At 74.1% G+C, this 23,458-nt stretch carries 18 protein-coding genes; 10 read left to right on the plus strand and 8 right to left on the minus strand.

Annotation, left to right across the window (positions count from 1 at the left end; all coding sequences use genetic code 11):
• The first annotated feature begins 49 nt into the window (after positions 1-49).
• From ACH499_RS03045 to ACH499_RS03055, 3 genes are all read left to right on the plus strand, one after another.
• Entirely contained in the window at positions 50-1,504 is a 1,455-nt protein-coding gene (locus tag ACH499_RS03045; protein WP_399013490.1) for an FGGY-family carbohydrate kinase, read from the plus strand.
• 129 nt (positions 1,505-1,633) lie between these two features.
• On the plus strand, positions 1,634-3,367 hold the full coding sequence (locus tag ACH499_RS03050; protein ID WP_399013492.1) for an ABC transporter ATP-binding protein: 1,734 nt from the start codon (positions 1,634-1,636) through the stop codon (positions 3,365-3,367).
• Positions 3,367-5,295 carry an ABC transporter ATP-binding protein gene (locus ACH499_RS03055; RefSeq protein ID WP_399013493.1) on the plus strand — a complete coding sequence of 643 codons (1,929 nt, stop codon included), beginning with the start codon at positions 3,367-3,369 and terminating at the stop codon, positions 5,293-5,295. Before ACH499_RS03050 ends, ACH499_RS03055 begins: the two co-directional genes overlap by 1 nt.
• Before the next feature lie 64 nt (positions 5,296-5,359).
• Here the strand turns inward: ACH499_RS03055 and ACH499_RS03060 are convergent, their stop codons facing one another.
• The 5 genes from ACH499_RS03060 to ACH499_RS03080 all read right to left on the minus strand — a co-directional run bounded on the left by ACH499_RS03060 (position 5,360) and on the right by ACH499_RS03080 (position 12,291).
• On the minus strand, positions 5,360-6,661 hold the full coding sequence (locus ACH499_RS03060; protein WP_399013495.1) for a sigma-70 family RNA polymerase sigma factor: 1,302 nt from the start codon (positions 6,659-6,661) through the stop codon (positions 5,360-5,362).
• Between the two features lie 66 nt (positions 6,662-6,727).
• A complete protein-coding gene (gene dnaG / locus ACH499_RS03065; protein WP_356196960.1) occupies positions 6,728-8,656 on the minus strand; it encodes a DNA primase in 1,929 nt (642 codons plus the stop codon).
• Between the two features lie 29 nt (positions 8,657-8,685).
• Complete coding sequence (locus tag ACH499_RS03070; RefSeq protein WP_356196958.1) at positions 8,686-9,951, minus strand: FAD-dependent oxidoreductase; 1,266 nt, start codon at positions 9,949-9,951, stop codon at positions 8,686-8,688.
• 93 nt (positions 9,952-10,044) lie between these two features.
• Positions 10,045-11,319 carry a deoxyguanosinetriphosphate triphosphohydrolase gene (locus ACH499_RS03075; protein WP_399013498.1) on the minus strand — a complete coding sequence of 425 codons (1,275 nt, stop codon included), beginning with the start codon at positions 11,317-11,319 and terminating at the stop codon, positions 10,045-10,047.
• A gap of 132 nt (positions 11,320-11,451) precedes the next feature.
• The gene (locus ACH499_RS03080) at positions 11,452-12,291 is read right to left on the minus strand and encodes a sirohydrochlorin chelatase (RefSeq protein ID WP_399013499.1); all 840 of its coding nucleotides are present in this window, start codon (positions 12,289-12,291) and stop codon (positions 11,452-11,454) included.
• Positions 12,292-12,671: 380 nt separating this feature from the next.
• On the opposite strand from ACH499_RS03080, the gene ACH499_RS03085 reads away from it, so the two are divergent.
• The gene (locus ACH499_RS03085) at positions 12,672-13,358 is read left to right on the plus strand and encodes a vancomycin high temperature exclusion protein (RefSeq protein WP_399013501.1); all 687 of its coding nucleotides are present in this window, start codon (positions 12,672-12,674) and stop codon (positions 13,356-13,358) included.
• 102 nt (positions 13,359-13,460) lie between these two features.
• Positions 13,461-15,566 carry a molybdopterin oxidoreductase family protein gene (locus tag ACH499_RS03090; RefSeq protein WP_399013503.1) on the plus strand — a complete coding sequence of 702 codons (2,106 nt, stop codon included), beginning with the start codon at positions 13,461-13,463 and terminating at the stop codon, positions 15,564-15,566.
• Here ACH499_RS03090 and ACH499_RS03095 read toward each other — a convergent pair.
• A complete protein-coding gene (locus ACH499_RS03095; protein ID WP_399013810.1) occupies positions 15,517-16,017 on the minus strand; it encodes a gamma-glutamylcyclotransferase family protein in 501 nt (166 codons plus the stop codon). The two genes, ACH499_RS03090 and ACH499_RS03095, sit on opposite strands and share 50 nt — an antisense overlap.
• A gap of 52 nt (positions 16,018-16,069) precedes the next feature.
• Entirely contained in the window at positions 16,070-16,657 is a 588-nt protein-coding gene (locus ACH499_RS03100) for an NAD(P)H-dependent oxidoreductase (protein WP_356196945.1), read from the minus strand.
• 285 nt (positions 16,658-16,942) lie between these two features.
• Between ACH499_RS03100 and ACH499_RS03105 the strand changes: the two genes are divergently transcribed.
• Both ACH499_RS03105 and ACH499_RS03110 read left to right on the plus strand, forming a co-directional pair.
• The gene (locus ACH499_RS03105) at positions 16,943-17,476 is read left to right on the plus strand and encodes a hypothetical protein (RefSeq protein ID WP_356196942.1); all 534 of its coding nucleotides are present in this window, start codon (positions 16,943-16,945) and stop codon (positions 17,474-17,476) included.
• A 110-nt stretch (positions 17,477-17,586) separates the two neighbouring features.
• Positions 17,587-18,207 carry a class F sortase gene (locus ACH499_RS03110; protein ID WP_365592036.1) on the plus strand — a complete coding sequence of 207 codons (621 nt, stop codon included), beginning with the start codon at positions 17,587-17,589 and terminating at the stop codon, positions 18,205-18,207.
• Positions 18,208-18,240: 33 nt separating this feature from the next.
• On the opposite strand, the gene ACH499_RS03115 is transcribed toward ACH499_RS03110, so the two are convergent.
• Positions 18,241-19,023, minus strand: coding sequence for a TSUP family transporter (locus ACH499_RS03115; protein ID WP_356196937.1), 783 nt, complete (start codon positions 19,021-19,023; stop codon positions 18,241-18,243).
• 223 nt (positions 19,024-19,246) lie between these two features.
• Here ACH499_RS03115 and ACH499_RS03120 point away from each other — a divergent pair, with 223 nt between their 5' ends.
• The 3 genes from ACH499_RS03120 to nirD are packed head-to-tail and all read left to right on the plus strand — an operon-like array spanning position 19,247 to position 23,420.
• Positions 19,247-20,464: an NAD(P)/FAD-dependent oxidoreductase gene (locus ACH499_RS03120; RefSeq protein ID WP_399013505.1), complete on the plus strand. Its 1,218-nt coding sequence runs from the start codon at positions 19,247-19,249 to the stop codon at positions 20,462-20,464.
• On the plus strand, positions 20,464-23,067 hold the full coding sequence (gene nirB, locus ACH499_RS03125; protein WP_399013508.1) for a nitrite reductase large subunit NirB: 2,604 nt from the start codon (positions 20,464-20,466) through the stop codon (positions 23,065-23,067). The genes ACH499_RS03120 and nirB overlap by 1 nt, the downstream gene beginning before the upstream one ends.
• Positions 23,064-23,420, plus strand: a complete 357-nt coding sequence (gene nirD / locus ACH499_RS03130; RefSeq protein ID WP_399013509.1) for a nitrite reductase small subunit NirD — start codon at positions 23,064-23,066, stop codon at positions 23,418-23,420. Before nirB ends, nirD begins: the two co-directional genes overlap by 4 nt.
• The last annotated feature ends 38 nt before the right edge of the window (positions 23,421-23,458 follow it).

Genomic DNA, 23,458 nt, shown 5'->3' on the forward strand with positions numbered 1-23,458 from the left:
TGCCCCCACCCGGTACGGACAGCGTGCGCCGTGCGGCAGAATTTCGGGCATGGGGATAGTCGCCGGGTTGGACAGTGCGCCCGATTTCACTCGTATCGTCGTCTGTGATGCGGACACGGGTGCCGTGCTCCGGCAGGGATACGCGCCGCATCCGGTCGAGAGCCCCGAGGGCGGGGGCCGTCCCTCCGACGTCGACCCGCAGGCCTGGCTGCTCTCCCTCGGAGAGGCCGCGGGCGGCGGGCTGCTGGAGGGCGTGCAGGCCATCGGGGTCTCGGCCCAGGCCAACGCGGTCGTACCGCTGGACCACCAGGGCAACACCGTGCGCCCGGCCATCGTGGGCGGCGACAAGCGCTCGCAGGTGGCCGCGGCCGATCTGATCGACGCGCTCGGCGGGCGCGAGGCGTGGGCGCAGGCCGTGGGCTGTGTGCCGCAGGCCCCGCAGCCGGTGACCAAGCTGCGCTGGCTGGCCCGCACCGAGCCCGACGCCGCCGCGCGCACCGCCGTGCTCATGCAGGCCCACGACTGGCTGGTGTGGCAGCTCCTCGGCCGGCCGGCCCGCAGGACCACCGACCGGGGCGGCGCCTCCGGGACCGGGTACTGGTCGCCGGCGACCGGCGGTTACCGGCCCGATCTGGTCGAGCTGGCGCTCGGGCACCAGGCGATGCTGCCCGAGGTGATCGGCCCGGCCGACGCGGCCGGCACGACGCCGGAGGGGCTGCTGATCTCCGCGGGGACCGGCGAGACGATGGCCGCCGCCTTCGGGCTCGGGATCGGGCTCGGCGACGCGGTGGTCTCCCTCGGCGCCTCCGGCTCCGTGATGGCCGTGCACCCCGAGGCGCTCGTCGACCAGAGCGGCATGATCACCTCCCTCGCGGACGCCACCGGCATGCACCTGCCGGTCGTCACGACCCTGAACGCCGTCCGGGCCCTGCGCGGCACCGCCGAACTGCTCGGCCTGCCCGACCTGGAGAGCCTGTCCGACCTGGCGATGAAGTCGACGCCGGGCGCGCACGGGCTGGTGCTGCTGCCGTACCTGGAGGGTGAGCGCACGCCGAACCTGCCGCACACCGCGGGGACGCTGGCCGGGCTGCGACGCGAGTCCATGAAGCCCGAGCACCTGGCGCGGGCCTCGTTCGAGGGGATGCTGTGCGGCCTCGCCGACGCGCTGGACGTGCTGCGCGGCCGGGGCGTGGACGTGCGGCGGGTGTTCCTGCTGGGCGCGGCGGCCGAGCTGCCGGCGGTGCAGGCGGCGGCCCCGGGACTGTTCGGGGCGCAGGTCGTCGTACCGCAGCCGGCGGACTACACGGCGATCGGCGCGGCCCGGCAGGCGGCGTGGGCGCTGGGCGTCTCGCGCGGCACGCTGGACCCGCGCACTCCCCCGGCCTGGCAGGGCGCGGTCGCCAAGGTGCTGGAGCCCGGCGAGGAGCTGGCGGTGGGACAGGCGGTGCGCCAGCAGTACGTGTCGGTGCGGGAGCAGACGCACCCCGGGGCGCTGCGCGCCTAGGGCCGCGTTCCGCACGGCCGGAAGTACCGCACCGCCGGATTAATCGGTTGAGGTAACGCGGGTGGAGTGTCCGACGATGGGGGCCAGGGGCAACCACCCGCCCCCGCCGCCGACTCCGAGAGACCCAGCGTGCTCATAAGACTGCTGCGGGCCTACCTGAGGCCCTACAGGAAACCCATCGCCCTGCTGGTGGGTCTGCAGTTCCTGCAGACCTGCGCCAGCCTCTACCTGCCGACCCTGAACGCGGACATCATCGACAACGGTGTCGTCAACGGCGACTCCGGCTACATCCTGTCCTACGGCGCCCTGATGATCGGCATCTCGCTGGTGCAGGTCGTGTGCAACGTCGGTGCCGTCTACTACGGCGCCCGCACGGCATCGGCGCTGGGGCGGGACCTGCGGGGCGCGGTCTTCGACCGGGTGCAGTCCTTCTCCGCACGCGAGGTGGGCGGCTTCGGCGCGCCCTCGCTGATCACGCGGACGACGAACGACGTGCAGCAGGTGCAGATGCTGGCGCTGATGACGTTCACGCTGATGGTCTCGGCGCCCATCATGTGCGTCGGCGGCATCGTGATGGCGCTCGGTCTGGACGTGCCGCTGTCCGGGGTGCTCGTCGGGGTCGTGCCGGTGCTGGCGGTCTGCGTGACGCTGATCGTGCGGCGGCTGCGCCCGCTGTTCCGGGCCATGCAGGAGCGGCTGGACACGGTGAACCGGGTGCTGCGCGAGCAGATCACCGGCAACCGGGTCATCCGGGCGTTCGTGCGGGACGAGTACGAGCAGCAGCGGTTCCGGAAGGCCAACGCCGATCTGACGGACGTGGCGCTGGGCGCCGGCAATCTGCTCGCGCTGATGTTCCCGGTGGTCATGACGGTGGTGAACCTGTCGTCGATCGCGGTGGTGTGGTTCGGCGCCCACCGGATCGAGAGCGGCGGGATGCAGATCGGCGACCTGACCGCCTTCCTCGCCTATCTGATGCAGATCGTCATGTCCGTGATGATGGCCACCTTCATGTTCATGATGGTGCCGCGCGCGGAGGTGTGCGCCGAGCGGATCCAGGAGGTCCTGGAGACGCAGAGCAGCGTGGTGCCGCCGGTGGCGCCGGTCACCGAGCTGCGCCGGCACGGGCACCTGGAGATCCGGGGCGCCGGTTTCCGGTACCCGGGCGCCGAGGAGCCGGTGCTGAGGCACGTGGAGCTGGTGGCCCGGCCGGGCGAGACGACCGCCGTGATCGGCTCGACCGGCAGCGGCAAGTCCACGCTGCTGGGGCTCGTGCCCCGGCTGTTCGACGCCACCGACGGGCAGGTGCTGGTCGACGGGGTGGACGTGCGGACCGTCGATCCGAAGGTGCTGGCCCGGATCGTGAGCCTGGTGCCGCAGAAGCCGTATCTCTTCGCGGGCACCGTGGCGACGAACCTGCGCTACGGCAATCCGGACGCCACGGACGAGGAGCTGTGGCACGCGCTGGAGGTGGCGCAGGCCAGGGAGTTCGTGGAGCGGCTGGAGGGCGGGCTCGACGCGCCGGTCGCGCAGGGCGGGACCAACGTCTCCGGCGGTCAGCGCCAGCGGCTGTCCATCGCCCGGACGCTGGTGCAGCGCCCGGAGATCTACCTCTTCGACGACTCCTTCTCGGCCCTCGACTACGCCACCGACGCCGCGCTGCGCGCCGCGCTGGCCCGGGAGACGGCCGAGGCGACCGTGGTGATCGTGGCGCAGCGGGTGGCGACGATCCGGGACGCGGACCGCATCGTCGTGCTGGACGAGGGGCGGGTGGTCGGCGTGGGGCGGCACCACGAGCTGATGGCGGACAACGAGACCTACCGGGAGATCGTGCTCTCCCAGCTCACGGAAGCGGAGGCTGCCTGATGGCGGGGCCAGGGGGGCGCATGATGGCCGGGGGCGGACCCGACCAGCGTTCGATGGACTTCAAGGGGTCGGGCAAACGGCTCGTCGCGCGGTTCCGGCCGGAGCGGGTGACGATCTGGGCGCTGCTGGCCTGTGTGGTGGTCAGCGTCGGCCTCAGCGTGGTCGGGCCGAAGATCCTCGGCCGGGCCACCGACCTGGTCTTCGCGGGCATCGTCGGGCGGGACATGCCGTCCGGGGCCACGAAGGAGCAGGTCCTTCAGGGGATGCGGGAGCGCGGCGACGGCGCCGTCGCCGACATGCTGCGCAGTACGGACTTCACGCCGGGCGAGGGCATCGACTTCACCGCCGTGGGGCACGTCCTGCTGCTGGCGCTGGCGGTGTTCACCGGGGCGGGGCTGCTGATGGCGGTGGCGACGCGGCTGGTGAACCGGGCCGTGAACCGGACGATGTTCCGGATGCGCGAGGACGTGCAGACGAAGCTGTCCCGGCTGCCGCTGTCGTACTTCGACAAGCGTCAGCGCGGTGAGGTGCTGTCGCGGGCGACGAACGACATCGACAACATCGGGCAGACGCTCCAGCAGTCCATGGGCCAGTTGATCAACTCGCTGCTGACCATCGTCGGCGTGCTGGTGATGATGTTCTGGCTCTCGTGGATCCTCGCGCTGGTGGCGCTGGTGACGGTGCCGCTGTCGTTCGTGGTCGCCACGCGGGTGGGCAAGCGGTCCCAGCCGCAGTTCGTGGCGCAGTGGCGCTCGACGGGCAAGCTGAACGCGCACATCGAGGAGATGTACACCGGTCACGCGCTGGTGAAGGTGTTCGGGCGGCAGGAGGAGTCGGCGCGGGAGTTCGCCGAGCAGAACGAGGCGCTGTACGAGGCCGGGTTCAGGGCGCAGTTCAACAGCGGGATCATGCAGCCGCTGATGATGTTCGTGTCCAACCTGAACTACGTGCTCGTCGCGGTCGTCGGCGGTCTGAGGGTCGCCTCGGGGGCGCTGTCCATCGGTGACGTGCAGGCCTTCATCCAGTACTCCCGGCAGTTCTCGATGCCGCTGACGCAGGTCGCGTCGATGGCGAACCTGGTGCAGTCGGGCGTGGCGTCGGCGGAGCGGATCTTCGAGCTGCTGGACGCGGAGGAGCAGTCGGCGGACCCGATCCCCGGTGTCCGGCCCGAGGAGCTGCGGGGGCGGGTGGAGCTGGAGCACGTCTCCTTCCGCTACGACCCCGACAAGCCGCTCATCGAGGACCTGTCGCTGACGGTGGAGCCGGGGCACACCGTGGCCATCGTCGGGCCGACGGGCGCCGGCAAGACCACGCTGGTCAATCTGCTGATGCGGTTCTACGAGGTGTCCGGCGGGCGCATCGCCCTGGACGGCGTGGACATCGCGAAGATGTCGCGGGACGAGCTGCGGGCCGGCATCGGCATGGTGCTCCAGGACACCTGGCTGTTCGGCGGCACCATCGCGGAGAACATCGCCTACGGGGCCTCGCGGGAGGTCACGCGCGGCGAGATCGAGGAGGCGGCGCGGGCCGCGCACGCCGACCGGTTCGTCCGGACGCTGCCCGACGGCTACGACACCGTGATCGACGACGAGGGCACGGGGGTGAGCGCCGGTGAGAAGCAGCTCATCACCATCGCGCGGGCGTTCCTGTCCGACCCGGTGATCCTGGTGCTGGACGAGGCGACGAGTTCCGTGGACACCCGGACCGAGGTGCTGATCCAGAAGGCGATGGCCAAGCTGGCGCACGGGCGGACGTCGTTCGTGATCGCCCACCGGCTCTCGACGATCCGGGACGCGGACGTGATCCTCGTCATGGAGAACGGGTCCATCGTCGAGCAGGGCGCCCACGCCGAGCTGCTGGCGGCCGAGGGGCCCTATGCGCGGCTGTACAGGGCCCAGTTCGCGCAGGCGGTCGCCGAGGTCGACTGACCCCGGCCCCGCGGCGCCGGGACGGTCCGGACGACGGGTCCCGGGTCCCGGCGCCCCGCCTGGTTCAGTCCAGGTAGCCCCTGAGCTGGTCCGCGTAGGTGTGGTCGCGGAGTTTGTTCAACGTCTTGGACTCGATCTGGCGTATCCGCTCGCGGGTCACGCCGAAGATGCGGCCGATCTCCTCCAGGGTGCGGGGGCGGCCGTCGACGAGGCCGTAGCGGAGCTGGACGACCTTGCGCTCGCGTTCCCCGAGCGTGGACAGCACCGCCTCCAGGTGCTGGCGCAGCAGCAGGAACGCGGCCGACTCGACGGGGCTGGCGGCGTCGCCGTCCTCGATCAGGTCGCCGAGGGCGACGTCGTCCTCCTCGCCGACCGGGGCGTGCAGGGAGACGGGCTCCTGTGCCAGGCGCAGCACCTCGCCGACGCGCTCGGGGGCCAGGTCGAGGTGGGCGGCGACCTCCTGCGGGGTCGGTTCGTAGCCGCGTTCCTGGAGCATCCGGCGCTGGACGCGGACGACCCGGTTGATCAGCTCCACGACGTGGACGGGGACGCGGATGGTGCGCGCCTGGTCGGCCAGCGCCCGGGACATCGCCTGGCGGATCCACCAGGTCGCGTACGTGGAGAACTTGTAGCCGCGGGCGTAGTCGAACTTCTCCACGGCCCGGATCAGGCCCAGGTTGCCCTCCTGGACCAGGTCGAGCATGGTCAGGCCGCGTCCGACGTACCGTTTCGCCACCGAGACGACGAGCCGCAGGTTCGCCTCGATGAGGCGGCGTTTGGCGAGGCGGCCCATGACGACCAGCCGGTCGAGGTCGTGGGCGAGGCGGCTGTCGAGGTCGGGGGTGAGCCGCAGCTTCTCCTCGGCGAACAGCCCGGCCTCCACGCGCCGTGCCAGGTCGACCTCCTCGGCCGCGGTCAGCAGCGGGATCCGGCCGATCTCCCGCAGGTACTGGCGGAACAGGTCGGAGGAGGGCCCGCCGGTCTCGGTGCGGGTGGGCGGCGGCGGTTCGACGGTCTCGTCGGCGGCCTCGGGGCCTTCGGCGCCGGGGGGTGCGGCGGTTTCGGCCGGGGGCTGTCCCGGGTGGTCCGTTCGCGGGTGGCGCACGGCGAGGGGCCGCGGGGGCAGCGCGACGAGGACGCCGGTGTCCGTGTCCGGCTCCGCGCCGTCGGTATGCGCGTCGGTCTGGGTGAGGGTCTGGGTCTGCACCGGGGCGACCTCCAGGATGGACGCTGCCGACGGGGGCGGCAGCGGTGCTTCGGGGGCGGAGCCGGCGGCCTCGCCGCCGTCCGTTCCGCATGCGGTGAACACGGCCGTGGCCGCACTGCGAAGGCTCAGGCACCGACCCCAGTGTGGAGTACGACACATCGCCGCCACGAGGGGCGTGCGGTGACTTTTTGCGTCCGGACGTAACCGGGCGGTGACCTGCCGGGGCTACAGCGCGGCGGCGCCGTGCTCGCGCAGGGTCTGGTCGTACTGCTGGAGGATCCACAGCTCGTTCTGCACGGCCGCCAGTTCGGCGGGGTCGCCGTGGCCGCCCAGGCGGGTGAGGCGGCCGGTGATGTCGCGGATGCGGCGCTCGACGGCGCGGCGGCGGACGGTGACGAGCTGGGCCCCCGCGTAGACCTCGTCGACGTCCTTCACGCCGCGGTGGAGCATGATCGCCTCGACGGCGAGTTCGGTGACCATGGCGCGGACGGCGTCGTCGGGCGCGGCCTCGCGGACGCGGACCAGGTAGTCCTGCGGGTCCTGGACGCCGGACTCGGCGCCGCCCGCCTCCAGGATCGCCTGGCGTACGGCCGCGTAGGGCGGGGCGGTGAACTCGTCGACCCCGTAGGCGTCGAAGGCCGGGGAGACCAGCTCGGGACGCTGGAGGGCGAGCTTGAGCAGCTCGCGTTCGGTGGCGAAGACCGGGTTGCGCAGGTTCAGCGCCGGGCCGCGCGGGGCCGGCCGGTCGGCGGGCGCGTACTCCTGCGGGCCGGTGCCGCCGCGCCGCTGCCGCTCGGGGGCGGGGCCCTTGCCGCCGCGGTCGCGGGCCCAGCGGGCGAGCTGGGCGACGCGCTTGACCACGAACTGGGTGTCGAGGATGCCGAGCATTCCGGCGAGCTGCACGGCGACCTCGTGCTGGGCACCGCTGTTCTTGATGCGGGCGACGACCGGGGCGGCCTCGTCGAGGGCCGCCGCCCGGCCGGCCGGGGTGTCCAGGTCGTAGCGGGAGACGATCTGGCGCAGCGCGAACTCGAACAGCGGGGTGCGCGGTTCGACCAGGTCGGCGACGGCGTCGTCGCCCTTGGCGAGGCGCAGGTCGCAGGGGTCCATCCCGTCGGGGGCGATGGCGATGTAGGTCTCGGCGGCGAACTTCTGGTCGTCCTCGAAGGCGCGCAGGGCCGCCTTCTGGCCGGCCGCGTCGCCGTCGAAGGTGAAGATCACGCGGGCCGAGCCGTTGTCCATCAGCAGTCGGCGCAGGATCTTGATGTGGTCGCCGCCGAAGGCCGTGCCGCAGGTGGCGATGGCGGTGGTGACGCCGGCCAGGTGGCAGGCCATGACGTCGGTGTAGCCCTCGACGACGACCGCGCGGGACGCCTTCGCGATGTCCTTCTTCGCCAGGTCGATGCCGTAGAGGACCTGCGACTTCTTGTAGATCGCGGTGTCGGGGGTGTTGAGGTACTTGGGGCCGTTGTCGGCCTCGTAGAGCTTGCGGGCGCCGAAGCCGACGACGTCGCCGCCGATGTCGCGGATGGGCCACATCAGCCGGCCGCGGAAGCGGTCGATGGGGCCGCGGCGGCCCTCCTGGGCGAGGCCGGAGAGGACCAGTTCCTTGTCGCTGAAGCCCTTGCCGCGCAGGTAGCGGGTGAGGTGGTCCCAGCCCTGGGGGCTGTAGCCGACGCCGAAGTGGGCGGCGGCGGCCTGGTCGAAGCCGCGCTCGGCGAGGAAGGCGCGGCCGGCGTCCGCCTCGGGGCCGGTGGCGAGCTGCTCGGCGTACCACTCGGCGGCGATCTTGTGCGCCTCGACCAGGCGGATGCGCTCGCCGCGCTGGTGGGCGGGGTTGTAGCCGCCCTCCTCGTAGCGCAGGGTGATGCCGGCCTGGCCGGCCAGCCGCTCGACCGCCTCGGAGAAGGTGAGGTGGTCGATCTTCATCACGAACGTGATGGTGTCGCCGCCTTCCTGACAGCCGAAGCAGTGGAAGAGACCCTTGCTCGGGCTGACCTGGAAGGACGGGGACTTCTCGTCGTGGAACGGGCACAGGCCCTTGAGGTTGCCGCCGCCCGCGTTGCGCAGCTGGAGGTACTCCGAGACGACGGCGTCGATCGGGACCGCGTCCCGTACCGCCTTCACGTCCTCGTCGTTGATCCGTCCTGCCACGCGTGAATTCTACGGGGGCGGCCGGAGGATCAGGCGCCGAGGCTTTCGAGCGGGACGCGCGGATCGGCGAGGGCCTCCGTGTTCACGGGGGTCTTCGAGCGGATCAGCCGCTGGACGGTCTCCGTGACGTCCCACACGTTGACGTTCATCCCGGCGAGGACCCGGCCCTCCTTCACCCAGAAGGCGATGAACTCGCGCTTCGCGGCGTCCCCGCGGATCACCACCTGGTCGTACGACCCGGCCGGCGCCCAGCCCGAGTACTCCATGCCGAGGTCGTACTGGTCGGAGAAGAAGTAGGGCACGCGGTCGTAGGCGACGTCCTGGCCGAGCATGGCGCGGGCCGCGGCGGGGCCGCCGTTGAGGGCGTTGGCCCAGTGCTCGACGCGCAGGCGGGTGTCGAAGAGGGCGTGCGGGAAGGACGCGACGTCGCCGGCGGCGAAGATGTCGGGGTCGGAGGTGCGCAGCCGTTCGTCGACGACGATGCCGCCGCCGTGCGCACGGTCGGCGATCTCCAGGCCGGCCGCCTGGGCCAGCGCGGTGCGCGGGGCGGCGCCGATCGCGGCGAGCACGTCGTGCGCTGGGTGCTCCTCGCCGTCGTCGGTGCGGGCGGCGAGCACCATGCCGTCCTGGCCGACGATCTCGGTCAGCTTGACGCCGAAACGGAAGCGGACGCCGTGCGCCTCGTGCAGTTCGGTGAAGACGGAGCCCAGCTCGGGGCCGAGGACGCCGTGCAGCGGGGTGGGTGCCGGTTCGACGATCGTGACCTCGGCGCCGTACTGCCGGGCGGCCGCCGCGACCTCCAGGCCGATCCAGCCGGCGCCGGCGATCACGAGGTGGCCGTTGTCCCGGCCGAGGGAGGTGAGGACGCCCTTGAGGCGCTCGGCGTGGGCGAGGCGGCGCAGGTGGTGGACGCCCGCGAGGTCGGTGCCCGGCACGTCGAGACGGCGGGGCTCGGCACCGGTGGCGATGAGCAGCTTGTCGTACCTGGCCTGGGTGCCGTCGTCGCCGTAGTGGACGGTCTTCGCGGCGCGGTCGACGGCCACGACGGTCTGGCCGAGGTGCAGCTCGATGTCGTTGCGCGCGTACCAGGCGGGCTCGTGCACGAAGACGCTGTCGCGTGCCTCCTTGCCGAGCAGGTACCCCTTGGACAGCGGCGGGCGCTCGTAGGGCTGGTCGCGCTCGTCGCAGATGAGGATCACCCGGCCGGTGAAGCCCTCCGTGCGGAGCGTCTCCGCCGCCTTCGCGCCGGCCAGGCCTCCTCCGACGATGACGTATGTCTGATCCGCGTCGACCACTTGTTGCCTCCTCGTCAGGTGCCGCGACTGCGAGCGTCCCGCACACGGCGTGGCGCGGGAAGAGGGAGTGACCCGATCAGGCCAAGGCCAGTCTCAAGGATGGCCCGTCAATCGGGCGTGAAGCGAGCGCGCCGAGGCGTCCGTGAGGGAGGCGATCTGGTCGACGATCACCCGTTTGCGGGCACGGTCGTCGGCGGCGGCGTCGAACAGGGCGCGGAACTGCGGGTCGAGGCCGTCGGGGGCGCGGGCGGTGAGCGCCTCGGCCAGTTCGGCGACGACGACGCGCTGGTCGGCGCGCAGGCGTTCCTGTTCGGCGCGCTGCATGACGTACCGGTCGGCGACGGCCTTGAGGACGGCGCACTCCATGCGGGTCCCGCGGGGGACGACCAGTTCGGCGGTGTACCGGGTGAGGGGCCCGCTCCCGTACGCGGCCCGGGTGGCGGCCTCGGCGGCGAGGCAGAAGCGGCCGATGAGCTGGCTGGTGGCGTCCTTCAGCCGGGCCTGGGCGACGGCCGAGCCGTCGTAGCCGTGCGGCCACCAGTCCTGGGCGAGGAGGCGGTCGAGGGCGGCGGCGAGCTCGGCGTGTTCGGTGCCGGCGGGCACGTAGCGGCCGACGGCGACCTCGAAGACCGCCTCGCGCTCGGGGTCGGCGAGCAGGCAGTTCGGGTCGATGTGGCCGGCGTGCAGGCCGTCCTCCACGTCGTGCACGGAGTACGCCACGTCGTCGGACCAGTCCATCACCTGCGCCTCGAAGCAGGTCCGGGTGCCGGGGGCGTCGGCGCGCAGCCACGCGAAGACGGGCCGGTCGTCGTCGTACACGCCGAACTTGGGGGACGCCGGGTCCGTGGGGTGGGCGCCGCGGGGCCAGGGGTACTTGGTGGCGGCGTCGAGGGCGGCGCGGGTGAGGTTGAGGCCGACGGAGCCCTCCTCGGTGAACCGCTTGGGCTCGATGCGGGTGAGGAGCCTGAGGGACTGGGCGTTTCCCTCGAAGCCGCCGCAGTCCTCGGCGAACTCGTTGAGCGCGGCTTCGCCGTTGTGGCCGAAGGGCGGGTGGCCGAGGTCGTGGGAGAGGCACGCCGCCTCCACCAGGTCCGGGTCGCAGCCGAGGGCGGCGCCGAGTTCCCGGCCGACCTGGGCGCACTCCAGGGAGTGGGTGAGACGGGTGCGGGGACTGGCGTCCCACACGGGGCTGGACTCCCCCGGCGTGACGACCTGCGTCTTGCCGGCGAGGCGGCGCAGGGCGGAGGAGTGCAGGACGCGGGCGCGGTCGCGCTGGAAGGCGGTGCGCCCGGGGCGCTTGTCGGGTTCGGGGGCCCAGCGGGCGACGGACGCCGGGTCGTACGGGGGCGGGGGTGCGGTGCCTTCCATGTCAGGAACAGTATGCGGTGAGTGTGACAGTGGGGGCCCTTTCGTCTGCGGGGTCCTGTGGTGCGGGGCCTGCAGGCCGTGTGGCTCGTCGCGCCCACGCCGCGGGGCCGCACGCCGCTGCCGCCCCGCCCCCTACAGGGTTGCCGCCGCCCGGCGCTTCATGCCGCTGCCGGACCTCCGTGCCTGGTCGTAGCGGTGCAGCAGCAGGTGGGCCATGGCCGGGTGGGTGCCCAGGGGGGCGGACGCGATCCAGGGGGCCGCGGCCGCGCACTCCGTCGCGAAGCGGCCCGGGGCAGTGAAGTTCGAGGCGACGGCGATGCGGCGGTGGCCCCGGGCGGTGAGGGCGCGGATCGCGTCCGGCACCGTCGGTTTCGCCGCCGAGGCGTACGCGGGGACCACCGGGACGCCGAGGCGGGCGGCGAGGAGCGCGGCCGTGCGGGCCGTGTCGGCCGTGGACCGCGGGGCACGTGAGCCCGCTGAGGCGAGGACGACGGCGCCGTTCCGGGGGGCGCGGGCGGGCCAGCCGGCCTCGGTGAGGCGGTCGTGCAGGGCCTGCGCGAGCAGCGGGTGCGGGCCCAGCGGGGCGGCGACGCGGGTGCGGGCCGGGGAGGTGGCCGCCATGCCGGGGATGTCCCGTTCGGCGTGGTGGCCGTGGCTGAGCAGCAGCGGAACGAGGACCGCGGGCCCGTCGCCGAGGGCGGCCAGCGTGTCGGGCAGCAGGGGGGCGTTCAGCTCGATGTGCCCGAGGTGCACCGCCAGCCCGGGGCGCAGGGCGCGGACCCGGGCGAGGAGAGCCCGTACGGTGCTCACCGCACGCCGGTCGCGGCTGCCGTGGGCGACGACGACGAGGGCGGGCGGGCGACCTGGGCCCGCGGTGACGGTGCCGGTCGCTCGGGGCGTGGGGGTGGCCGGGGGCGTCGCGGAGGTCAAGACCGTCAGGGGCGTCGCGGTCGCCGGAGCCGACGCGGTCATCGCACCCGGCGAAGGCGCCGGAGCCCTCACGGTCGTCGCGGAGGTCGGGGCTGTCGCGGGCCCCGGGGGCGTCGCGGTCGTCACCGGCGCCGGGGACGTCGCGGTCGCCGGGGCCGTCACGGACCTCGGAGCCGTCGCGAGCGTCGGGGTCGTCGGGGTCGTCGCCGTCATGCGGTGATCGTGGCGGGGCTGGATTGCCCGGCCGTTGCGCGGAGGTCACGGCTTTTTTCCACGGGTTCACGGCGCGCGGGTGCGTGGCTGTGAGGGAGCCGGCACACGGGCACGCACCGCGCGTGAGGCCGGTCACCCGGTGGGAGCCGAACCGGACGGCGGGCCCGGACGTCCCTGGGGGCAGGAGACGACCGGGGAGGGGACGACCGATGCGCCGCTGGAGACCTCGCAGACCGCGCCTGCCGCGCACCCGCCGGGGGCAGCGGCGGCTGGTCCAGGCACTGGCGGCCGGGTGCGTGCTGGCGCTGCTGCCGGCCACCTGGATGCACCTGGTGACCGGCGACCGGCTGCGCACCACGGCCGACGTGCCGCGCACCGAGGTCGCCGTCGTCTTCGGCGCGGGGCTCTGGCAGGGGGAGCCGTCGCCGTACCTGGCGCATCGGCTGGACGCGGCGGCCGAGCTGTATCGCGCGGGCCGGATCGACGTGGTCCTGGTCACCGGCGACAACAGCCGCGAGGAGTACGACGAGCCGGACGCGATGCGCGCGTACCTGGTCCGCCACGGGGTGCCCGACGGGCACATCGTCAGCGACTACGCGGGCTTCGACACCTGGGACTCCTGCGTCCGCGCGAAGAAGATCTTCGGGGTGGACCGGGCCGTGCTGATCAGCCAGGGCTTCCACATCCGGCGGGCGGTGGCGCTGTGCCGCGAGGCGGGGGTGGTGTCGTACGGCGTCGGGGTGGACGAGCGGCACGACGCGACCTGGTACTACGGGGGCGTGCGGGAGGTCTTCGCGGCGGGCAAGGCGGCGCTGGACGCGGTGTTCGAGCCGGATCCGCGCTTCCTCGGGCCGAAGGAGCCCGGCGTGGCCGAGGCGCTGGCCGACGCGGGATGAGGCGCCCCTCACCGCGGCCGGCGGGCGGCGGGGAGGTCACCGTCCCGGGGGTGTAACAGACCGCCGCCCGGTCGCGTAACACGGGCGGCGCACGCTGACGCCATGCAGAACACCGCCACGCCCACGCACTGCCCGTACTGCGCGCTGCAGTGCGGGATGAATCTGACGCCCACCGCCGGCGGGGGCGCCGAGGTGACCGAGCGCGCGGACTTCCCGGTGAACCGGGGCGCGCTGTGCGGCAAGGGGCGTACGGCCGCCGCGGTGCTGGCGCCGGGCGTCCGGCTGACCTCGCCGCTGGTGCGTTCCGGCGCCGGGGAGCTGGTGCCGGCCTCGTGGGACGAGGCGCTGGACCGGATCGCCGGGAACCTGGCGCGCACGCGGGAGGAGTACGGCGCGGACGCGCTCGGGGTGTTCGGCGGGGGCGGGCTCACCAACGAGAAGGCGTACGCGCTGGGCAAGTTCGCCCGGGTGGTGCTGGGCACCTCGCAGATCGACTACAACGGGCGGTTCTGCATGTCGTCGGCCGCGGCGGCCGGCACGAAGGCGTTCGGGCTGGACCGCGGGCTGCCGTTCCCGCTGGAGGACATCCCGAGGACCGGGTGCGTGATCCTCGTCGGGTCCAACCCGGCGGAGACGATGCCGCCGGCGCTGCGGTACTTCCACGAGCTGCGCGAGAACGGCGGCACGCTGATCGTCGTCGACCCGCGCCGCACGCGCACGGCCGAGCAGGCCGACCTGCACCTGGCGCCCCGGCCCGGCACCGACCTGGCCCTCGCGCTGGGCATGCTGCACCTGGTCGTCGCCGAGGGGCGGGTGGACGGGGCCTACGTCGAGGAGCGCACGTCCGGCTGGGAGGAGGCGCGGGCGGCGGCGATGGCGCACTGGCCGGAGTACGTGGAGCGGATCACGGGGGTTTCCGTGCCCGAACTCCGGGAGGCCGTGAGGCTGTTCTGCGCGCCTCGGGCCGCGATGGTGCTCACCGCGCGCGGGCCGGAGCAGCAGGCGAAGGGCACCGACACGGTGGGCGCGTGGATCAACCTGTGCCTGGCGACCGGGCGGGCCGGGCGGCCCCTGTCCGGGTACGGCTGCCTGACCGGTCAGGGCAACGGGCAGGGCGGGCGCGAACACGGGCAGAAAGCCGACCAGTTGCCGGGCTACCGCAAGCTGACCGACCCGGCGGCGCGGCGGCACGTCGCCGGGGTGTGGGGCGTGGACCCGGACGCGCTGCCGGGACCGGGGCGCAGCGCGTACGAGCTGCTGGACGCGCTGGGAACGGAGATCAGGTCGCTGCTGGTGATGGGCTCCAACCCGGTGGTGTCGGCGCCGCGCGCCGCCCATGTCGAGGGACGGCTGCGGTCGTTGGGCTTCCTGGCCGTGTGCGACGTGGTGCTGTCGGAGACGGCGGCGCTGGCGGACGTGGTGCTGCCGGTGACGCAGTGGGCGGAGGAGACGGGGACCACGACCAGCCTGGAGGGGCGGGTGCTGCTGCGGCGGCGCGCGCTCACGCCGCCGGACGGGGTGCGCGGCGACCTGGAGGTGCTGCGTGACCTGGCCGGCCGGCTCGGTGTGGACAGGGGTTTCCCGGCCGATCCGGAGGAGGTGTTCGAGGAGCTGCGCCGGGCGAGCGCGGGCGGGCCCGCGGACTACTCGGGGATCAGCTACCGGCGGCTCGCGCGGGAGGGCGGGGTGTTCTGGCCGTGCCCGGCGCGGGACGGGGCCCTTGGGGCGGACGCCCACCCGGGCACCCCGCGCCTGTTCCTGGACCGCTTCGCCACCGACGACGGCCGGGCCCGCTTCGTCCCCGTGACGCACCGCCCGAGCGCCGAGGAGCCCGACGACGAGTACCCCGTGCTGCTGACGACGGGGCGCGTCGTGGCGCAGTACCAGTCCGGCGCGCAGACCCGGCGGGTCGCCGAGCTGAACGCCGCCGCGCCCGGCCCCTTCGTGGAACTGCACCCGCGCCTCGCGGCCCGGCTCGGCGCGGCCGAGGGCGACCCGCTGGCCGTCGTCTCCCGGCGGGGCCGCGCGGTGGCCCCGGCCCGCATCACCACCGCCATCCGTCCCGACACCGTGTTCATGCCCTTCCACTGGCCCGGCGAGGGCCGCGCGAACACCCTCACCAACCCGGCGCTGGACCCGACGTCGCGGATGCCGGAGTTCAAGGTGTGCGCGGTGCGGCTGGAGGCGGCGGGGCCGGTGGAGCCGTAGCGGCCGAGGGGCCCGGCGCCGACAGGTCCGGACGGGCACCGGCCCTCCCCCACCAGTCGCCGCCGGCGATGCGGACGCCGCGCGCCCGCAGCCGGGCGGCGACGGCGGGGGCGGCGAGGTACACCCAGGCCCGGACGGGCACCCCGTCGGCGTCCCGCACGACGTCCCTCTCCACGCGGTGGTAGAGGCTGCGCGGGTCCCCGGGCACGTACTCCTCCAGCCGGTCGAGCGCGTCCAGCAGGTCGCCGTACACCTGGGCCCGGACGGTGACCAGCTCCCCGCGCACCACCCCGCCGGCCTCCTCGACGGCGTACGGGAAGCCGGGCCCGTCGAAGAGCACGGCACCCCCGAGCCGGGCCGGCTCCTCCGCGTCGGTCCGCCCGCGCAGGAACCGGTCGTGGTTGGGGCCACCGGGCCGGAGGGTGCCGTACACGAAGAACGGCGGGGTCACAGCGTCCACGGCAGGCATTGTCCCCCGCGTCGGGGGCGGTGCCCGAGGGCGCTCACACGTCGTCGTAGGGGCGCTTCTCCTTCGCCTCGCGCAGGGCCCTGCCCCACCACACCACTTCGTCCAGCATCGTCTTGACCGCCGCGTCCGGGCCGGTGGGGTCCGTGAGGGCGCCCTCGTCGTCGAAGGACGCGCCCGCGTTGTGGAAGGAGACCGTGTCCCGGACGGTGACGGCGTGGAGTTCGGCGAAGACCTGGCGCAGGTGCTCCGTGGCGCGCAGGCCGCCGGCCAGGCCGCCGTAGGAGACGAGGCCGACGGGCTTGGCGCGCCACTCGGCGTAGTGCCAGTCGATGAGGTTCTTCAGGCCGGCCGGGAAGGAGTGGTTGTACTCGGGGGTGAGGACGACGAACGCGTCGGCGCGCGCCAGCCGGGGGGTGATCTCCGCGAGGGCGGCGGTCGCCTCCGGGGTCCGGGCGAAGGACGTGGGCAGGTCGGCCGCGGCCACGTCCACGACCTCGGGGACCAGGTCGTCGCGTCTGCGGAGGCGGTCCAGGAGCCAGTCGGCGACGACGGGACCGAAGCGGCCGTGCCGGTTGCTGCCGACGATCAGGGTCACGTGGAGCGGAGAGGGCGTCGTGTTCATGCGGGACAGCCTGGTACCTCGACTTTACTTGAGGTCAAGCGCGGGGCCGCCGGGGCCGTTCGGGGGCGCCGGTCACCCGTTCACACCTCCGCCCCGTGCCCTTCGGCATCTTTTCCCCTGACGCCCCGCACGCCCCCGGTGACCTGCAAAAACGCCGTCGCGGACGAGCGGGCGGGGCCGGGCGGTGACACCCGTTCATCCCATTCGCGGCGCCCGCTCGGGGAGCGGGCCGCGTCCGGTGCCAGTTACCTCGGTAGGGCAGGGGCCACCGAACAAGGAGCACCGATGCGACGTACCGCCCGCCTGCTGACCGGTACCGCGCTGGCCGTCGCGGCCGCGGGTCTCACCACCGCGGGGCCCGCGCAGGCCCGGGACACCTCGGCCGCCGGCACGCTGGAGGTCTTCCCCTCCTCGGTCGTGCCGGGCGACGAGGCCACGGTGACGACGGCGGCGTGCGGCGAGGACGGTTCGGGCGCGGGGGACGCCAGCGCGGTGGGCGCGGGCCGTTTCCCGCTGGCGCCGGACACCCCCGGCGACGAGGCGGTCGGGCGGTTCGACGTGCCCCCGGGCGCGCAGCCGGGGACGTACGAGATCGTCGTCACCTGTGCGGGGGACGACCGGCGGGTCGCGGGCGACCTGGTGGTCACGCTGACCGCCGCGCGCGAGCAGGTGCACCCCAGAGGAAGCGTCAAGACGGGGGTCGGCGGCGCACTCGGCCCCGATCCCGTGCAGACCGCGGCCGGTGTGGCGGCTCTCGCCGTCGCCGCCGCGGGCGGTACCTGGCTCCTGCATCGCCGGGCGAGAGGCGACGGGATCTGACGGGCACCCTCCGCTGCCCGTCCGCCGGTACCGCACTTCCCCACCCCCTCCGGGTCCGATGCCCCTCGCGGCCCGGAGGGGGCCGGGGTTTCCGAGGGAGAGGGGACGTCATGCGCAGGGTCGGCGACACCGCGATAGCGGCCGTGACGGCGGTCGCCCTGTGCACCGGGGCGTGGCTGCTCGCCGGCGGCACCGGCGCGAAGGCCCCGCCGCAGCCGTCGGCCGCGCAGGCCCGCACCGCGCAGACCGGCCGGGGCGCCGCCGCACCGGCGCTGCCGCCCTCCCCGCCGGACCGCGTCCGCATCCCGGCGATCGGTGTGGACGCCCCGATGACGGGCCTCGGGCTGACGGAGACCGGCAGCCTCGACGTGCCGCCCGCGGAGGACGAGAACCTGGCCGGCTGGTACGAGGCCGGCACCACGCCCGGCGAGAGGGGCACCGCGATCGTCGCCGGGCACGTCGACAACGCGCGCGGCCCCGCCGTCTTCTACCGGCTCGGCGCGCTGAAGAAGGGCGCCGTGATCGAGGTCGACCGGCGCGACGGCGGCGTGGCGGTGTTCACGGTGGACGCCGTGGAGGTGTACGCCGCGAAGGACTTCCCCGACGCGAAGGTGTACGGCGCGGCCGACCGCCCCGAACTGCGGGTCATCACCTGCGGCGGCGGCTACTCGCGCTCCACCGGCTACCAGGGCAACGTGGTCGTCTTCGCCCATCTGACCGGCAGCCGGTGAGTCTCCCGGGCCGCCCGGGTCCGGCGGGGCGGCCTACGCCACCCACTGCTCGTACGCCATGTTCGCCACCAGCGCGAACACCACCGTCAGCAGCACGACGCGCACGAAGCCGCTGCCCTTCTTGAGGGCCGTGTGCGCGCCGAGGGTGCCGCCCGCCAGGTTGAAGACGGCCATCAGGACGGCCAGTTGCCACAGCACCGCGCCCTGCCAGGCGAAGGTGGCGAGGGCGCCCGCGTTGGTGCAGCAGTTGACGATCTTGGCGGTGGCGGAGGCCGTCACCAGGTCGAGGTGGAGCACGGCGGTCAGCGCCAGCACCAGGAACGTGCCCGTGCCGGGGCCGATCAGGCCGTCGTAGAAGCCGATGCCGAGGCCCGCGAGGCCGATCGCGGCGAGGATCTGGCGGCGGGTGGCCGGGCCGGGGGCGGGGGCGGTGCCGAAAGCGGGGCGCAGGATCACGAAGGCCGCGACGGCGAGCAGCACCACCATGATCACCGGCTTGAGCACCTCGGTGCTCATCCCCGCCGCGAAGAACGCCCCGCCGGACGATCCGGCGAGGGCCGCGAGCCCGATGCGCACGGCGGTGCGGACGTCCACCGGGGCCTTGCGGGCGTACGTCACCGCCGCCCCCGTGGTGCCGACGATGGCGACCGCCTTGTTGGTGCCCAGCGCGTGCGCGGCCGGGGTGCCGGAGGGCAGCCCGAGCAGCAGCGCGGGCAGCAGCAGGAGCCCGCCGCCGCCGACCACGGCGTCGATCCAGCCGGCCGCGAAGGCCGCGAGGCAGAGCAGGACCACCACGGTCAGCGATATGTCGGGCATGATCATGACCCTATGGACGTGACAGGTGCCCCGTCCATCGAGATGAGGGACTTCTGAGGTTCCCCCGCCCTGCTCGCGACCCGCCCCCTGGCGTGCTCACCTCCGGCCCCCTGGCCTGCTCGTATACGCCTCACATCCGCCCCCCGCCCCCGCTGAGGGCAGCGTTCCCCGCGGGAAACAGCGGGGATGCCGCCGGGAAACACCCGCGCCGCACGCTCGTGCCATGACCTCGACAGCGCGTGTGGTGGTGATCGGCGCCGGGCTCGCGGGCGTGACCCTCGCCCGCCGGCTCGGCGAGCTGGGCACGCCCGCCCTGGTGGTCGGCGACGAGGAGCACCGCCCGTACAACCGGGTGCTGCTGGCCGAGGTGCTAGCCGGACGGTTCGGCCCCGAGGTCACCGCCCTGCCGGCGCCCGCGGCGCTGACCCGCGCCCGGGTCACCGCCATCGACCGGGACCGGCGGACGGTGCGCTGCGCCGACGGCACGCTGATCGCCTACGGCACGCTCGTCCTGGCCACCGGCTCCAACGCCGTACTGCCGCCCCTGCGCGGCCTGTTCACGGCGGAGCGCGAGCTGCCCGAGGGCGTCCACGCCTTCCGGACCATGGACGACTGCCTGGCACTGTCCGAGGCGGTGCGCCCGGGGATGCGGGCGGTGGTCGTCGGGGGCGGGCTCCTCGGGGTCTCCGCCGCCCGCGCGCTGGCCGTGCGCGGGGCGCGGGTCGTCCTCGCCCAGCAGGCCGAGCGGCTGATGGAGAGCCGGCTCGACCCGGCGGCCTCCGCGCTCGTCCGGCACCATCTGGAGGGCCTCGGCGTCGAGGTGCACACGGAGTGCCGGATACGGGACGTGCGCACGGCCGGCGGGGCGGTGCGGTCGGTGGTGCCGGCCGACGGATACGTCCTCGGCACCGACCTGGTCGTCCTCGCCTGCGGGGTCCGCCCGCGCGTCGGACTCGCGCGACGGGCGGGCCTGGACGTCGGCACCGGCGTCGTCGTCGACGACGAGCTGCGCACCAGCGACCCGCACATCCGTGCCGTCGGCGACTGCGCCGAGCACGCGGGACGCGTGTACGGGCTGGCCGCGCCCGCCCTCGAACAGGCCGGCGCGCTCGCCGCACTGCTCGCCGGGAGCGGCACCGCCCGCTACACCGGCACCCGCTCGCTGACCCGGCTCACCCTCACCGGGCCGGGCCGCCCCTTCGACCTCGCCGCGTTCGGCGAGACCGACCCCCGGCCCGGCGACCACGTCGTGCGGCTCGCCGACGCCACCCGGGGCACCTACCGCAAGGTCGTCGTCCGGGACGACCGGCTCGTCGGCGGGGTGCTGGTCGGTGAACTCGGCACCGTCGGCGCGCTCGCCCGCGCCTGGGAGGGAGCGGAGCCGCTCCCGTCCGCCGGCGGCCCCCCGCTCCACCTGCTCACCAACGACGGAGGCTCCTGATGACCGCCACCCCGGGGCCCACCCCCACGATCGTCCTCGTCGGCCACGGCATGGTCGGCCAGCGCTTCCTCGAAGCCCTGGCGGAACGCGGCCTCACCGCCACGCACCGCGTCGTCGTGCTGTGCGAGGAACCGCGCCCCGCCTACGACCGCGTCCACCTCACCTCGTACTTCTCGGGGAAGACCCCCGAGGACCTGTCGATGACCGACATGGCGTTCATCGAACGGCACGGCATCGACCTGCGCGTCGGCGACCCGGCGGAGGCGATCGACCGCGAGGCGCGCACGGTGACCGCCCGCTCCGGGCTGGTCGTCGGCTACGACGTGCTGGTGCTGGCCACCGGCTCCCACCCGTTCGTCCCGCCGGTCCCCGGCAAGGACGCCGAGGGCTGCTTCGTCTACCGGACGATCGAGGACCTCCTCGCCATCGAGGAGTACGCGAAGGGCGCGACCACCGGAGCGGTGGTCGGCGGCGGGCTCCTCGGGCTGGAGGCGGCGGGCGCGCTCCAGGGCCTCGGGCTCATGTCCCACATCGTGGAGTTCGCGCCCCGGCTGATGCCCGTCCAGGTCGACGAAGGCGGCGGCGCCGCGCTGCTGCGCACCGTCGAGGAGATGGGCCTGTCCGTGCACACGGGCGTCGGCACCCGGGAGATCGTGACCGGCGCGGACGGCGCCGTCACCGGCATGAAGCTGTCGGACGGCTCGGAACTCGCCACCGACCTCGTGGTCTTCAGCGCCGGTGTCCGCCCCCGCGACCAGCTCGCCCGCGCCTCGGGACTGCCGGTCGGCGAGCGCGGCGGCATCAGCGTGGACGAACAGTGCCGTACGGTCGCGGACCGGCGGGTGTTCGCCATCGGCGAGTGCGCGCTGGCCGCCGACGGCCGGGTGTACGGGCTGGTGGCGCCCGGGTACGAGCAGGCCGAGACGGCCGCGGCCGCCATAGCCGGGGACCAGGCCGCCTTCACCGGCGCCGACCTGTCCACCAAGCTCAAGCTGCTCGGCGTGGACGTGGCGTCCTTCGGCGACGCCCACGGCACCTCGGAGGGCTGCCTCGACGTCGTGTACTCCGACTCCCGCGCCGGGCTCTACAAGAAGCTGGTCGTCGGCCGGGACGGCACGCTGCTCGGCGGCGTCCTGGTCGGGGACGCGGAGGCGTACGGCACGCTGCGGGCGCTGACCGGAACGGTGCCGCCCGTCCCGCCGGAGGCCCTCGTCCTGCCCGCCGGCGCCGGGGCGCCCGCCGCGCTGGGGCCGTCCGCGCTGCCCGACGAGGCGGTGATCTGCTCCTGCCACAACGTCACCAAGGGGGCCGTCCGCGCCGCGGTGACCGAGCACGGGTGCACGACCGTGCCCGAGGTGAAGACGTGCACGCGGGCCGGCACCGGCTGCGGCTCCTGCGTGAACGTGCTCGGCCGGCTCGTCACCGCCGAACTGGAGGCGGGCGGCGTCGAGGTCGACAAGGGCCTGTGCGGCTGCTTCGCCCTCGGCCGCGAGGAGCTGTACGAGATCGTCCTCGCCCTGCGCGTCACGTCCTACCGCGAACTCCTCGACCGGTACGGCCGCGAGGACGCCCGGGGCGGCGACGGCTGCGAGGTGTGCAAGCCGGCGGTCGGCTCGATCATCGCCTCCCTCGCCCCGGCGATCGGCGCGAGCGGCTACGTCCTGGACGGCGAGCAGGCCGCGCTCCAGGACACCAACGACCACTTCCTGGCCAACCTCCAGCGCAACGGCTCGTACTCGGTCGTCCCGCGCATCCCCGGCGGCGAGATCACCCCCGAGAAGCTGATCGTCCTCGGCGAGATCGCCCGGGACTTCGGGCTCTACACGAAGATCACCGGCGGCCAGCGCATCGACATGTTCGGCGCCCGCGTCGAGCAACTGCCGCCGATCTGGGCACGCCTGGTGGACGCCGGCTTCGAGTCCGGGCACGCGTACGGCAAGTCGCTGCGGACCGTGAAGTCCTGCGTGGGGCAGACCTGGTGCCGCTACGGCGTGCAGGACTCGGTGCGCATGGCGATCGGCCTCGAGCTGCGCTACCGGGGCCTGCGCTCCCCGCACAAGCTGAAGTCGGCGGTCTCCGGCTGTGCCCGCGAGTGCGCGGAGGCCCGCTCCAAGGACTTCGGCGTCATCGCCACCTCCCAGGGCTGGAACCTCTACGTCGGCGGCAACGGCGGCGCCTCCCCGCGCCACGCCGACCTGCTCGCCCAGGACCTGTCCGACGCCGAACTGGTCCGGCTGATCGACCGGTTCCTGATGTTCTACATCCGCACCGCCGACAGGCTGGAGCGCACCTCCGCCTGGCTGGAACGGATCCCCGGCGGCCTGGACCACGTACGGGACGTGGTGGTGCACGACTCGCTCGGCATCTGCGAGGAGCTGGAGTCCCTGATGGCCGCCCATGTCGCGCACTACCGCGACGAGTGGGCCGAGACCCTGGACGACCCCGGGAAGCTCGCCCGGTTCGTGTCCTTCGTCAACGCCCCAAACACCCCCGACCCGGTGGTCGCCTTCGTCCCCGAACGCGACCAGATCAAGCCCGCCCTGCCCCTGCCGGCCGTCTCTCCGCGACCGGCCGGCGACCTCCTGGAAGGAAGCTCCCGGTGACGACCACGGCACTCGACACCACCGGCCCGAAGGTCCGGCTCCGCCTGGACGGGGACTGGGTCCCGGTCTGCGGCCTGAGCACGCTGCTCCCCGGCCGCGGAGTGGCCGCCCTGCTCCCCGGCGGGCGCCAGGCCGCCGTCTTCACCGACCGCACCGGCCGGCTGTACGCCATCGACAACCGCGACCCGTTCACCGGCGCGGCGGTCCTCTCCCGCGGCCTGACCGGCACCCACCGAGGCCGCCCCTTCGTCGCGTCCCCGCTGCTCAAGCAGCGTTTCGACCTCGCGACCGGCGCGTGCCTGGACGACCCGGCGGTGAGGGTGGCGGCGTACGAGGTGCGAGCCTCGCACTGAGGCGGGCAACCCCGCGCGGACGGGGCGCATCTTCCCGT

Source organism: Streptomyces sp. NPDC018947 (genome assembly GCF_044390505.1).
Taxonomy (GTDB): Bacteria; Actinomycetota; Actinomycetes; order Streptomycetales; family Streptomycetaceae; genus Streptomyces.